Below are 13,147 nucleotides of genomic sequence, written 5' to 3'. Positions count from 1 at the left end.
TTACCCCTCATTAATAAAACCTTTTGATCTTTAAGAAATGATCTGTGAACATGGAAAACTGTTTTATAAACATACTTATATTATATTTATGGCACTATTAAATGTGTTTGTCAAATATACATACTGGAAAAAGGTTTCCAGTTTCAAGCATTGACAATTTTCACATAAATCATACGATTGTATAATAGATTATTTTCTGCTGATCAATCTAAAGATTGTAAATCCATCTGTTTGCTTCCCTTTGAATTTAAAAGGAATTAGATTCACAACAGCCATCCATACATTAAACCAAAAGAATAACTGTAAAAGACCATTTGTATTTACTTCCAGTATAATATAGATAAACGTCGCAGCCACTCCATTAAACATAGGGCCAAAAAATGTAATCCAAATAATTTCTGAATTATTATAAGGTCTTTCCCTCTCGGTTTTGGTTACTCCACCTATGAAGTAAACAGAACGCCATGTCAGCTCAAGGTTATTCATTGCGCTTGTCCATTGTCTTTTACCTATTCCTAAATTTATTTTAATACGATCTGCTTTTACCAACTTTGCACCGCATGCATGACCAAGCTCATGAATGAAAGTACAAATTGGTGCAATGATCAAAACAAGGCACACAAATAAATAAAGACTCATGGAAGTTGCCTAGATAATAATGTATTTATTCGCTGATTACTCGAACTTCTTTCATCACATCGCCATTTTGCATGGATTTGGCATGCTCGATTCCAGATGTTACTTGTCCGAACACAGTATGTACGCCATTCAAATGCGGTTGTGGCTCATGAACAATAAAAAATTGACTGCTTCCTGTATCTTTGCCTGCATGTGCCATTGATAGAGAACCTTCTACATGTGTATGTGGATTTCCTTCTGTTTCACATTTAATAGTATACCCTGCTGACCCAGTGCCATTCCCAATAGGGCATCCGCCTTGACTTACAAATCCTGGAATGACACGGTGAAACGTTAAACCATCATAGAAATTTTCATTTGCAAGTTTCTCAAAGTTAGCAACCGTATTTGGTGCTTCGTTTGGGTAAAGTTCAAATTCAATTTTATTTCCATTTTCTAATAGAAAATATCCTTTTTTAGACATATAACAACATCTCCTCATTGATTTAGTAAAATCCAAAACTATTTTATCATTAATTATTTAGATTGGAAAGAATCGCCGCTTCTTTATTCATAGGACAAGTCATTTTTGACTACATCCTCATACGTTTCCCGTTTTACGACTAATTTATCGATTCCATCTTCAATAAACACAACTGCAGCATTCGGGAATCGGTTGTAATGACTTGCCATTGAATAACTATATGCTCCAGTAGAAAATACAGCTAGTATATCACCTGGTTCTACATCTGGAACTGGTAGATCCCAAATTAACATATCACCTGATTCACAGGCTTTACCCGCGATTGATACTTCCCTCGTTATTTTTTCCAACGGTTTATTAGCAATAACAGCTTCATATTTCGCTTGATATAGTGCAGGTCTGATATTATCTGTCATACCGCCATCTACGGAAACGTATTCCCTTACTCCAGGAATATCTTTCATCGCGCCAATGGTATAAAGCGTTATTCCAGCATTACCAACAATGGATCTACCTGGTTCAATCCAAATTTCGGGCATCGGGATATCTAACTCTTCCGAATTCTTTTGGACAGCTTGTACCGTTGCTTCTACATACTCGTGATGCCCTAACGGTTGGTCAGCCTTGGTATAACGAATTCCAAAACCGCCTCCTAGATTAAGCACTTCTGGTACATAATCATATTCTGCTTTCCATTTAGCAAGTTCATTAAACAAGATATCTACAGCTACCCGAAAACCTTCTGTTTCAAAAATTTGTGAACCGATGTGACAATGGAGCCCTTTCAGTCGAATGGTTTTATGATTATAGAGTTGTTTTATAGCCTGAACTGCTTGACCGTTTTGAAGGTTAAATCCAAATTTCGAGTCTTCATTACCAGTCATAATATACTCATGTGTTTTCAGCTCTACCCCTGGTGTGACACGCATAAGAACGTCCATTGTCTTATTATGGGCACGTAGCTGCTTGTCCAAGAGCTTAATATCATGGAAGTTATCAATAACAATACAACCGATGTCATGTTCAATTGCCATTGCGATTTCTTCAGCACTTTTATTGTTTCCGTGCATATGGATTCGTTCTGTTGGGAATCCAGCTTGTAAGGCTGTATATAATTCTCCCTCCGAGATAACATCTAGACATAAACCTTCTTGCTTCGCTACTTGCAGCATTGCAATGGAAGAAAAGGCCTTACTAGCATATGCAACTTTTGCCTGTACGTTCAGTTCCTTAAATGTATTGACAAAGCTTCTTGCATTTTCGCGAATCATGGAAACATCGTAAACATAAAGTGGTGTACCATATTTTTCAGCAAGTGTTATCGTATCTACTCCACCAATCTCAAGATGTCCGTTTTCGTTCGTTTGAAACGGATGATGATTAATTATCATAATATGTATTCCTCCACTTTTAATGTATGAAATAATAGGAATACTTTATCATATTGAAACATAAAAGCGCAAGTAACAAAAAGAACTAAATACATTGTTAGTTCTTTTTGTTAGACCGCCTATAATTATTCTTTGGATGCACAATACTTGGTCGAGTATACATATCTGGAACGGGCTTCCTTAAAAGAATATGGGACATTGCTTTTGCATTAAATGGCAATAATGGCCATAGATATGGTGTTCGAAGTGATTTGATATTTGCTAAAAACAGAACATTTACTACGATCCCAATCACAAATCCTGGCAGTGCGAACAAACCAACAAGCAGGACGAGGAATAGATTCATTATTTTATTGGCAACGCTTAGCTCATAGCTCGGAGTAACATAAGCACCGATTGCACTAACAGACACGTAAAGAATCACTTCTGGACTAAATAAACCAACGTCAATAGCAATTTGGCCAATTAATACTGCAGCAATTAATCCCATAGCAGTTGATAATGGTGTCGGTGTATGAATTGCTGCCATTCGGAGAAATTCTATCCCAACATACGCAAGAATAATTTGTATCATAACTGGTATGTTTCCTTCTTCATTTGGACCAATAAATGATAATTCCTTTGGCAGAAGGCTAGGATCGAGCGTAAATAACAGCCAAACTGGCAATAGGTACATGGATGCAAATACTGCTAAAAATCGGATGAATCGTATAAAGGTACCTATTGCCGGTGCTTGCCTATACTCTTCCGCATGCTGTAAATGATGGAAAAAAGTAGTAGGCAGGATAATGGCACTTGGAGACGTATCAACGAAGATTATAATATGTCCTTCCAGCAAATGACTCGCAGCTACATCAGGTCTTTCCGTATAGCGGACAAGTGGAAATACATTCCAGTTTTGTCCAATAATAAATTCTTCGATTGTTTTTTCAGCCATCGTTATTCCATCAATATCAATTGCATCCATCTTCTCTTTCACTAATGCAATCAAGTCATCATCAGCAATGTCTTGTAAGTAAGTAATACACACATCTGTTTTAGAGCGCTCTCCAACTTTTAACATTTTATTGCGAATTCGTTCATCACGTAATCTTCTTCGTGTTAGCGCAGTATTTTCAATTATGTTTTCAGTAAATCCGTCTCTTGATCCTCGAATTACCTTCTCTGTATCAGGTTCCTCTGGACTTCTTCCTGGATAATTCCTAACATCAACCACAAATGCAAATTGTTCTCCATCGATAAAAACAGTAATTAAACCTGAAAGAACCTGATCTGCAGCTTCATCCATTGTTTTTACCTTTTCAACCTGCTGGTGGAGTAATCGATTTTCAATAATCTCCGGTAGCTTTTTGTAATTCGTTTCATTATCATTTATATAAATTAGCATTTCCATGATTTCCTGGGTAACAGACGTATCACATAATCCAGTCACATAATAAATATGGACTTTCCTCTTCAAAATAATTAATTCCCTATACCCTACATCAAAGGAAAGACCCATTCCTAGTCTATCTTCCATATAGGCTTTATTTTCTTCAATTTTTGGTGATATTTTTTTCATAGAAGTTTTATTTCCCAAATTTTTTCACCTCTTATTTAACAAAATAGGTCCACTGGAATAAGGATCCGAATATCTTTCCGAATACAATAGCCATCAACAGAATTAATAAATAATGGTCCAATCGTACCCTGCGGGATAAAATTGGAAAAACATTCAATACTTCCGTTAGAGCTGCCGCAAGCATTCCATTAAAAATTCCATGAAACAGTCCCCAAATCAGTAGTACTACAATCGGCTGATGCAAATTTACTGCCGCAAATGAAAAGTAAGTTCCCATCAAAAGTCCCAATATGACGCTTGCACTATATACCTTTATTAGTTTTTCTGTTTTACTTAATTGAACAAGCCTTGGGATAATACCAAGCACCGTTATAAACGCGACAAAACCAGCCCCCACAGCAAGACCCCCACTAAAACCAATGAGTATTTGCAGGAAATTAACGAAAAGGTTCTGTATCATTTAACTTGTTTTCATGATGATTTAAGTAATTATTAAGGTCTTGTTGATAATTATATATCTCTACTTCAAGCGGGCTAGGCTCTTCATTAAACCTCCGATTAAACCAATGATTAAAAAATAACAATGTTCCAATTCCTAAACCAAAAGAGTACGGAATCTGGATCCATAATGGGAATTCATTTTCTTCGCCAGTTAGCAGGAAATGAAGATGCTGTTGTACCTCCTGCATACTAACATCATAGTGGAAGTTCATAATTGTCATCGCTGTACCAATGAATAGCAAAATCCATACAAATGATGCAACCAATATGTTTAAGGGTTTTTTTTGCGTGTTTATTCGTACAATGGTTTGTTCCGGCCCAGAGATTTGGATTTCTAACCCTTCATATTCGTTTATTAAATGATCTATGATTAGGAAGCTGTCGATAATAACAATGTTCTTATCCTTTTTGGTAAGTCTGTATACAGGCGTGTTTTCCAGCTTATACTTCCGGATATTTGCAGCAGATATATGTGCAATATCCTTCAGCAGAAGCTGTTTAAGCGTATTTAATTCCACTGTTTTTTTCATTCGAAGATAGATAATCTCTGCCAATGGAATAACTTCCTTTCCATTTAAGCTATTACTGTTTCGTTTAGTATTTGTCAGTTGTGATAAATTTATCATACAAATGTGGTAAAACCTTTTTCAAAATGACTTTTCGCTTTCATATCATGATTTTTATTAAATTTTCTTTTGAAAGAAACTGGCGAACTAACTTCTCGGCTGTTTTCTTCAAGTATGTGCAATAATCGCCGTCCGGGCACCTAAGGGAACGGCTTTAACCCCTCCAGCCTACGAGCCATCAGACACGTGCTGTTCCAGCAGGACAAGCTTTTACATCGCACGAAGAAAATTGTTTTGTATTTTTGAGGAGTCACCGCCATACGCTCACCCGAACTGGTTTGAGCAAAAAATTTGTTTCGGTAAATTATGTTAGAAATAGCTAATGAGCCAATTCTAGCGGAGGAAACACACGTAGACTTCTTCGGGATACGCGGCCAGAGTGAGACACTGTAGAACGGAGTACGAAGAGCGTCGGGTCACCCGCGAAGAGCGTAGTGTGTTTCCAGAGCGGTTAGTCGCACAATCTCTCAATGCACATTAATTAGAAGTCATATTAAATCGAACAAAAAAACACCACAGATGTGATGTTTTAAAGAAAGATCTATTAGGAAGAATCCATATTTTTCTTCATATCCTCCAGAATCTTTTTTTCCAGCCTTGAGACTTGAACTTGGGAAATTCCGAGCCTTTCTGCTACTTCTGTTTGTGTCTGGTCTTTGTAATAGCGTAAGTAGACAATCAACCGTTCACGTTCAGTTAGATTCTGGATTGCTTCCTGTAATGTAAGTTTATCGAACCATTTTGTATCCTGGTCGGCAATTTGATCCAAAAGCGTTATCGGATCGCCATCATTTTCAAAAACGGTTTCATGAATGGAATGAGGTGATTTCGCAGCTTCCTGCGCATGGACAACCTCTTCCGATGAGATCTCTAATGCATCAGCAATTTCTTTCACTGTCGGTGACCTTCCCAATTGTTTTGTTAGCTCGTCTTTTTTTCGACGAATTTTATTTCCTGTCTCCTTCAGTGAGCGACTTACCTTCACGCTTCCATCATCTCTAATAAACCGTTGAATTTCACCGATAATCATTGGAACTGCATACGTTGAAAACCGTACATCATAAGACAAATCAAATTTATCAATCGCCTTAATCAGCCCAATGCTGCCAATCTGGAACAAATCATCTGGATCATAGCCCCTATTAATAAATCGTTGAACAACCGACCACACAAGGCGAATATTTCTTTCTACAAGAAGGTCTCTTGCCTCTTTATCGCCTTGTTGACTTTTTAATATATATTCTTTCACTTTCTCATCTGACAGCTGTTCCTTTTGGCGGGTGTTTTTAACATTTACATTCATGGCAGCCCCCTCAGTTATAGACTGTTTTGGTCTTTGATAGCTGCTTTGTCATATATACTGCAGTTCCCTCGTTAGGGTTCGAAATGACCTCAACAGAATCCATAAAGTTTTCCATGATTGTAAATCCCATTCCTGATCTTTCCATTTCTGGTTTTGATGTATACAGCGGCTCTAATGCCTCTGTTACATTTGGAATTCCAATTCCATTATCCTTAATTGTTAATTCAATTTCCTCATCATTCAATGTACATGTAATATAAACTTTATGATGTGCTTCCCCATTATAGCCGTGGATAATCGCATTCGTTACCGCTTCTGAAACGACAGTCTTAATTTCTGTCAGTTCATCCATTGTCGGATCCAGCTGTGCTATAAAAGCCGCGACAGTCACTCTAGCAAAAGCTTCATTCTCACTCACACTTGAGAATTCCAAATTCATTTCGTTTTTCATGAAGCCACCCCCAGTGTTGCTAATGCAAATTCTTCATTCTCCTCAAGTCTGACAATTTTAAACAGGCCTGACATTTCAAATAAGCGCTTTACAGGTGGTGAAATGGAACATACTACCATTTCACCACCTAATTGAATAACCTCTTTATATCGGCCGAGTACAACACCAAGTCCGGAACTATCCATAAACGTTACTTCTTCAAGGTTGAGTATGATATGCTTAACTGGATTTACATACAACATATCTTTCCACTTATCACGTAACAATTCTGCTTCATGATGATCCAATTCACCTGATAGTCTTACTATTAAGACGTCACCCTTCACATCAAATATTGAATGAAGCCCCATATTTATTCCTCCTTATAAGAACTGTATTGAATCTATTTCTTTATTGGGAGGTCTAATTCCTGCTACTTGACAAAAGAAGTGTCTATTCACTTAAATTAGATGAAATTAGCGTGATTTCACCATTTCTTGCACCGTGCGCTTTAATAGTGAAAAATAGGTTGTTTTCTCAATATCTTCTTCAACTGTTAAAGGTATTTCATATAGTACCTGCTCCCCATCCTTCACATATAATTTACCAACTTCATCTCCTCTTTTAACTGGTAAATTCCAGGTGTCTTGAAGCTTCACCTCTGTCTGGATATCCTTTTCCTCTTCGCCTTTCTTATGAAGGGTACTAATCGCTTGTTTTGTTACAATATCAACATTCTTTTGCTTTGATTTCAAGAGATGGATATCGGTAATCTTTTCGTCCCTATCAAAAAGCTTATTTGTCTCAAACTGATTGAATGCATAATCAAGTAAACCGGATACCATCGTATTTCTTTCCTTAGGAGATTCTGCACCCATTACAACAGCAATAACGCGCATATCGTCTCGCTTAGCTGTAGCAGTTAAACAATATTTCGCCTCGCTTGTATACCCTGTTTTTAATCCATCTACATCAGGATAGAAACGAACAAGCTTATTTGTATTTACTAACCAGAACTCATTGTCCTGTCCTTTTCTTAAATAATCTTCATAGACCGACGTATAATCTGTTATGGCTTCATACTTTAATAGTTCATTTGCAATCATCGCCATATCATAGGATGTGCTGTAGTGATTATCTGCAGGTAAGCCCGTGGAATTTTGGAAATGCGTGTTCTCAAGCTTTAATTCCTTTGCGCGTTCATTCATTTTTTTCACAAATGCTTCTTCACTTCCAGCAAGGCGCTCTGCTAAAGCAACACTAGCGTCATTACCAGATGCGATGGCTACCCCTTTTAATAGATCATTAACAGACATTTCCTCTCCTGCTTCCAAGAAGATTTGCGACCCTCCCATGGAAGCAGCTCGTTCACTTACACGTATCATTTCATCTTTTTGTAAGTTCCCTTTATCCAACGCTTCCATAATGAGCAGTAACGTCATTATTTTAGTCATACTTGCTGGCGGTAACTTTTCATGAGCATTTTTATCGAAAAGTATTTCGCCGGTATCCTGTTCCAGTAAAATAGCTGATTTTGCATCTGGAGCAAGAGCTAGTCCATTATTCTCTTCCTCCGAGTTATTTTCTTCTGCAAAAGCAGAAACAGGCACTGCAAAAGCTATTACCATCATAATTGTAATGAGTCTTAAAAACTTATTCATCATCTTTTACCTCCAGCAATCAATATAAAAGCGTGTTCAAAAAAGAGAAGGCAAATTGGCTAGTAACCATACTTTTTTATCTTCCAATTTGATAACGCCAAAATGTCGTTTTTGTCCAGACTTTTTGAACATCCTCTATAATGAAAGGATTGCCGAATATTGGCATTTTCATACACCGAAAATAATAAAAAAGAAAAAGCACACAACCGTGCGCTTTTTCCTTTTGTTAATCCGTTATTGACTGATAAATTAATGTTGGAGCTTCAATATGCTCGGTCGTTATCGTTATACTTTCATACAACTTTTCAATGACTTGATCTACATTTTCCTGATTAGAATGAATCGTAAGTAAGGATTCTCCTTCTGTAACAGAATCACCAATCTTCTTATGGAGCACAATTCCGACACTTAAATCAATTTCAGACTCTTTTGTTGCTCTGCCAGCACCAAGCATCATTGCAGCAGTACCTAGTTCATCAGCAATAATTGCTGCTACCTTACCAGCAGATTTAGCTGGTAGATCGATTTTAAATTTCGCCTGTGGCAGTAACTCCGGATTATCAGCTACTTCTGCATTTCCGCCTTGTGACTCTAAAAATTGTTTAAATTTATCGAACGCTTTTCCATTTGTTAAAGCTTCCTGTAATAGCTGTCGTGCTTCATCAATATTTTTCGCCTTTTTAGCAAGTACAACCATTTGGCTTCCTAATGTAAGACATAATTCGGTTAGATCCTCAGGACCTTTTCCTTGAAGTGTATCAATTGCTTCTTTTACTTCAAGCGCATTCCCTATTGCATACCCTAGCGGCTGGCTCATATCAGATATAACAGCCATTGTATTTCTTGATACCTTATTCCCGATAGAAACCATTGCATGTGCGAGCTCTTTAGCATCCTCAAGATCTTTCATAAAAGCTCCAGCACCGGTTTTAACGTCTAGGACAATGCCATCAGCACCAGAAGCGATTTTTTTACTCATAATTGAACTGGCAATTAGTGGAATTGAATTTACGGTTGCTGTGACATCTCTTAAACTATATAATTTTTTGTCAGCCGGGGTTAAATTTCCAGACTGACCAATTACCGCAACTTTATTTTTATTCACTAAGTCGATGAACGCCTCATTTGTTATTTCTACATGAAATCCTGGAACAGCCTCTAATTTATCAATCGTTCCCCCTGTATGCCCAAGGCCTCTTCCACTCATTTTAGCTAAAGGTACACCAAGTGATGCAACTAAAGGTGCAAGTATTAAAGTTGTTGTATCACCAACTCCACCAGTAGAATGCTTATCTACTTTGATCCCTTCAATCGCCGATAAATCAATTTGATCGCCCGATTCAACCATAGCCATCGTTAAGCTTGCACGTTCCACTTCTGTCATGTCCTGAAAATAAATTGCCATTAATAAAGCACTAATTTGATAATCTGGAATTTCACCGTTTGTATAGCCATCAATAAAAAATGTTATCTCTTCCTTGGTTAATTCCCCACCGTTTCGCTTTTTCTCAATGATGTCATACATTCTCATTTATAATCACCTTTTTTATTATTTTAGTTCGTACATATTTACGCTGGCAATGTACTTACAATTTTCTTAACAAATTGCAGGAAATTTGTTTTTACTTTTTCAGTTGTTTCTATTACTTCATCGTGTGTTAACGGCTGATCTAATATACCTGCAGCCATATTTGAAATACAAGAAATACCAAGCACTCGAATGCCAGCGTGTCTGCTTACCACAACTTCTGGTACGGTAGACATTCCTACAGCATCTCCACCAAGCGTTCTCAGCATTCTAACCTCTGCAGGCGTTTCATATGCTGGTCCAGTGTTGCCGACATACACTCCTTTTTGAACGAAAATACCAAGTGAAGCTGCACAGCTTTCTGCATGCTTTATGAATTCTCGATCATAACTTTGGGACATATCAGGAAAACGAACACCTAAGTCTTCATCGTTTTTTCCGATTAAAGGATTATCACCCATATTATTAATGTGATCTGTAATGAGCATGAGGTCTCCGGGGTTGAATTCCTCATTTATTCCCCCAGCGGCATTCGTTACGATAATGGACTCGATTCCTAAATCCTTCATGACGCGTACTGGAAATGTTACTTGGTTCATGGAATAGCCTTCATAGTAATGAAAACGTCCTTGCATCGCGATAACCTGCTTACCTTCTAACGTTCCAATTACAAGTTGCCCCTTATGTCCAGATACTGTTGATTCTGGAAAGTGTGGAATGTCCTTATAAGCAATGGTTATCGGATTTTCAATTTCTTCACCAAGAACTCCTAGACCAGAACCAAGAATTAAGCCAATTTCTGGTGTCTCTTTTAGTTTACTTTTCACATAATTGCTCGCTTCTTTAATTGCTATATGATTCATTTTGCTGATTCCCCTCTATTTAATTTCATTTAAAAAGCTTTTTCCGTGATTAGGCATCGGTATGTTAAAATTATCTGCGATTGTAGCACCGATATCTGCGAAAGTTTCTTTAATTGGCAATGCTCTTCCTTCTGAAATCGCTTTATGATGTACGAGCAACGGTACATATTCTCTCGTGTGGTCTGTACCATGATGTGTCGGGTCATTCCCGTGATCTGCAGTAATAATTAACAAGTCATCCTTCTGCAATTTTTCTAAAACCTCAGGCAATCTTGCATCAAATTCTTCCAATGCTTTTCCATAACCCTCTGGATCTCTTCGGTGTCCATATTTTGCATCAAAATCAACTAAATTCAAAAAGCTAATACCGGTAAAATCCTGATCCATTGACGCTACTAGCTTTGTCATGCCATCATCATTATCCTTTGTTCGAACTGCTTCGGTTACTCCTTCTCCATCATAAATGTCGGAAATCTTCCCTAGAGCAATCACGTCCAGTTTATTATCTTTCAGTTCATTCATTACAGTCCTGCCAAATGGCTTCAATGCATAATCATGGCGGTTTGATGTTCGTTCAAATGCACCAGGTTTACCAATAAACGGTCGTGCAATAATACGGCCAACCATATATTTTTCGTCCAATGTTAGCGCGCGAGCAATTTCACAAATACGATACTGCTCTTCAATCGGTACAATTTCTTCATGTGCAGCGATTTGCAGTACTGAATCTGCAGACGTATAAACAATCAGCGCACCAGTTTTCATATGCTCTTCACCAAGCTCATCCAATATTTCAGTACCTGATGCGGGCTTATTCCCAATAATTTTTCTTCCGGATTTTTCTTCCAATTCATTTAATAACTCATCTGGAAATCCGTCCGGGAACGTTCGAAATGGGTTGCTTATATGAAGGCCCATAATTTCCCAATGGCCAGTCATGGTATCTTTACCATTTGAAGCTTCCTGCATTTTTGTATAGTGTGCTTTCGGATGAATAGCCTTGCCAATTCCTTTTATTTCCTTAATATTACTTAATCCTAATTCACCCATATGAGGCATATTCAATCCACTCATATGTTCTGCAATATGCCCTAGCGTATCAGCACCAACATCATTAAATTGTGCTGCATCTGGTGCCTCGCCAATTCCTACTGAATCTAAAACAACTAAAAATACACGTTTAAATTGATTCATCTCTATCAAACCTCCTGTAACTATATTCCCGCATCACTATGAATATATGTTTCATTTTTATGATGTAGGATGTCAGACCACTGTTAAATCAAGTTCAAGCTCTTGGATGGTATGCCTTATACATGTCTTTTAATCGCGCTTTCGTGACATGCGTATAAATTTGGGTTGTCGAAATATCAGCATGTCCTAGCATTTCCTGAACCGCACGTAGGTCGGCGCCATTTTCTAATAAATGAGTTGCAAAGGAATGTCTTAGCGTATGTGGTGTTAACGTTTTATTTATGCCTACATCTCTTGCTAACCCCTTTAGGATCTTCCAAAATCCTTGTCGCGATAAGGCTCTGCCATGCTGATTAACAAACAATGCTGATTCAGATTTGTTATTAACAAGCTTCCCTCTTGCAAGATCTAAATATTGCTCTAAAGCATTTCTTGCTGCATCTCCTAATGGAACAATTCTTTCCTTTGAGCCCTTTCCAAAACATTGAACGAATCCCATTGTTAAATGTAAATCACCAACCTTCAATGAAATTAGTTCTGATACACGAAGTCCTGTTGCATAAAGCAACTCGAGCATTGCTTTATTACGTATGGAAAGTGAAGAGTTCGTTTGAATATCGAGTAATTTTTCCACATCTGCCTGAGACAGAATATCAGGAAGCTTTCTTTCTTTTTTCGGTGTTTCAATATGTAAACTAGGATCATGCGTCACAATCTGTTCGCGAATTAGAAATTGATGAAAGCTGCGAATAGATGAAACATGTCTTGTAATGGTTGCTGTCGACTTCCCACTATCTTTAAGCACATATAAGAAGCTTATGATATCATTTCTAGTTACCTGATCCCATGATTGTTTCTTTGCTTCCTTTTCGATATGTTCGATATAATGTTTAAGATCACGTCCGTAGGAGCCAAGTGTGTTTTCTGATAAACCGCGCTCGATTTGCAGAAAGTGAATAAAATCCTCCAATGCGTATTTCAACATAC

At 37.6% G+C, this 13,147-nt stretch carries 14 protein-coding genes; all 14 read right to left on the bottom strand.

Annotated elements, in window-relative coordinates; translation table 11 throughout:
- Window positions 1-189: 189 nt before the first annotated feature.
- The 14 genes from NST46_RS15740 to xerD all read right to left on the bottom strand — a co-directional run bounded on the left by NST46_RS15740 (window position 190) and on the right by xerD (window position 13,145).
- Window positions 190-639: a site-2 protease family protein gene (locus NST46_RS15740; RefSeq protein ID WP_303449695.1), complete on the bottom strand. Its 450-nt coding sequence runs from the start codon at window positions 637-639 to the stop codon at window positions 190-192.
- A 25-nt stretch (window positions 640-664) separates the two neighbouring features.
- Complete coding sequence (locus tag NST46_RS15735; RefSeq protein WP_095308902.1) at window positions 665-1,102, bottom strand: peptidylprolyl isomerase; 438 nt, start codon at window positions 1,100-1,102, stop codon at window positions 665-667.
- Window positions 1,103-1,185: 83 nt separating this feature from the next.
- Window positions 1,186-2,493: a diaminopimelate decarboxylase gene (gene lysA, locus NST46_RS15730; protein ID WP_340001948.1), complete on the bottom strand. Its 1,308-nt coding sequence runs from the start codon at window positions 2,491-2,493 to the stop codon at window positions 1,186-1,188.
- A gap of 97 nt (window positions 2,494-2,590) precedes the next feature.
- Window positions 2,591-4,054: a spore germination protein gene (locus NST46_RS15725; protein ID WP_340003278.1), complete on the bottom strand. Its 1,464-nt coding sequence runs from the start codon at window positions 4,052-4,054 to the stop codon at window positions 2,591-2,593.
- A 31-nt stretch (window positions 4,055-4,085) separates the two neighbouring features.
- Window positions 4,086-4,514 carry a stage V sporulation protein AB gene (locus NST46_RS15720; RefSeq protein WP_340001949.1) on the bottom strand — a complete coding sequence of 143 codons (429 nt, stop codon included), beginning with the start codon at window positions 4,512-4,514 and terminating at the stop codon, window positions 4,086-4,088.
- Window positions 4,492-5,181: a stage V sporulation protein AA gene (locus NST46_RS15715; protein ID WP_341137463.1), complete on the bottom strand. Its 690-nt coding sequence runs from the start codon at window positions 5,179-5,181 to the stop codon at window positions 4,492-4,494. Before NST46_RS15715 ends, NST46_RS15720 begins: the two co-directional genes overlap by 23 nt.
- 544 nt (window positions 5,182-5,725) lie before the next feature.
- Window positions 5,726-6,484, bottom strand: a complete 759-nt coding sequence (gene sigF, locus NST46_RS15710) for an RNA polymerase sporulation sigma factor SigF (protein WP_095308897.1) — start codon at window positions 6,482-6,484, stop codon at window positions 5,726-5,728.
- Between the two features lie 10 nt (window positions 6,485-6,494).
- Window positions 6,495-6,935 (bottom strand): anti-sigma F factor, encoded by a 441-nt coding sequence (gene spoIIAB, locus NST46_RS15705; protein WP_095308896.1) that lies wholly within the window; start codon window positions 6,933-6,935, stop codon window positions 6,495-6,497.
- Entirely contained in the window at window positions 6,932-7,285 is a 354-nt protein-coding gene (gene spoIIAA, locus NST46_RS15700) for an anti-sigma F factor antagonist (protein ID WP_095308895.1), read from the bottom strand. The genes spoIIAB and spoIIAA overlap by 4 nt, the downstream gene beginning before the upstream one ends.
- 105 nt (window positions 7,286-7,390) lie before the next feature.
- Complete coding sequence (locus NST46_RS15695) at window positions 7,391-8,578, bottom strand: D-alanyl-D-alanine carboxypeptidase family protein (protein WP_445321740.1); 1,188 nt, start codon at window positions 8,576-8,578, stop codon at window positions 7,391-7,393.
- Window positions 8,579-8,801: 223 nt separating this feature from the next.
- Window positions 8,802-10,106 (bottom strand): pyrimidine-nucleoside phosphorylase, encoded by a 1,305-nt coding sequence (locus NST46_RS15690; RefSeq protein WP_303449704.1) that lies wholly within the window; start codon window positions 10,104-10,106, stop codon window positions 8,802-8,804.
- 38 nt (window positions 10,107-10,144) lie between these two features.
- Window positions 10,145-10,966: a purine-nucleoside phosphorylase gene (locus NST46_RS15685; RefSeq protein ID WP_095308892.1), complete on the bottom strand. Its 822-nt coding sequence runs from the start codon at window positions 10,964-10,966 to the stop codon at window positions 10,145-10,147.
- 15 nt (window positions 10,967-10,981) lie between these two features.
- Entirely contained in the window at window positions 10,982-12,160 is a 1,179-nt protein-coding gene (gene deoB, locus NST46_RS15680) for a phosphopentomutase (RefSeq protein ID WP_095308891.1), read from the bottom strand.
- Window positions 12,161-12,254: 94 nt separating this feature from the next.
- Entirely contained in the window at window positions 12,255-13,145 is an 891-nt protein-coding gene (gene xerD / locus NST46_RS15675; protein WP_095308890.1) for a site-specific tyrosine recombinase XerD, read from the bottom strand.
- Window positions 13,146-13,147 lie beyond the last annotated feature (2 nt).

The organism is Oceanobacillus sp. FSL W7-1309, assembly GCF_038002145.1.
GTDB lineage: Bacteria > Bacillota > Bacilli > Bacillales > Amphibacillaceae > Oceanobacillus > Oceanobacillus profundus.
Note: the sequence above shows the minus strand (reverse complement) of the source record. Positions and strands in the feature narration are given on the sequence as shown.

Excerpts from the sequence above, each read along its gene's own strand:
- NST46_RS15740 (WP_303449695.1), bottom strand. The coding sequence starts at position 639 with ATGAGTCTTTATTTATTTGTGTGCCTTGTTTTGATCATTGCACCAATT.
- NST46_RS15735 (WP_095308902.1), bottom strand. The coding sequence starts at position 1,102 with ATGTCTAAAAAAGGATATTTTCTATTAGAAAATGGAAATAAAATTGAA.
- lysA (WP_340001948.1), bottom strand. The coding sequence starts at position 2,493 with ATGATAATTAATCATCATCCGTTTCAAACGAACGAAAACGGACATCTT.
- NST46_RS15725 (WP_340003278.1), bottom strand. The coding sequence starts at position 4,054 with ATGAAAAAAATATCACCAAAAATTGAAGAAAATAAAGCCTATATGGAA.
- NST46_RS15720 (WP_340001949.1), bottom strand. The coding sequence starts at position 4,514 with ATGATACAGAACCTTTTCGTTAATTTCCTGCAAATACTCATTGGTTTT.
- NST46_RS15715 (WP_341137463.1), bottom strand. The coding sequence starts at position 5,181 with ATGATAAATTTATCACAACTGACAAATACTAAACGAAACAGTAATAGC.
- sigF (WP_095308897.1), bottom strand. The coding sequence starts at position 6,484 with ATGAATGTAAATGTTAAAAACACCCGCCAAAAGGAACAGCTGTCAGAT.
- spoIIAB (WP_095308896.1), bottom strand. The coding sequence starts at position 6,935 with ATGAAAAACGAAATGAATTTGGAATTCTCAAGTGTGAGTGAGAATGAA.
- spoIIAA (WP_095308895.1), bottom strand. The coding sequence starts at position 7,285 with ATGGGGCTTCATTCAATATTTGATGTGAAGGGTGACGTCTTAATAGTA.
- NST46_RS15695 (WP_445321740.1), bottom strand. The coding sequence starts at position 8,578 with ATGATGAATAAGTTTTTAAGACTCATTACAATTATGATGGTAATAGCT.
- NST46_RS15690 (WP_303449704.1), bottom strand. The coding sequence starts at position 10,106 with ATGAGAATGTATGACATCATTGAGAAAAAGCGAAACGGTGGGGAATTA.
- NST46_RS15685 (WP_095308892.1), bottom strand. The coding sequence starts at position 10,966 with ATGAATCATATAGCAATTAAAGAAGCGAGCAATTATGTGAAAAGTAAA.
- deoB (WP_095308891.1), bottom strand. The coding sequence starts at position 12,160 with ATGAATCAATTTAAACGTGTATTTTTAGTTGTTTTAGATTCAGTAGGA.
- xerD (WP_095308890.1), bottom strand. The coding sequence starts at position 13,145 with ATGTTGAAATACGCATTGGAGGATTTTATTCACTTTCTGCAAATCGAG.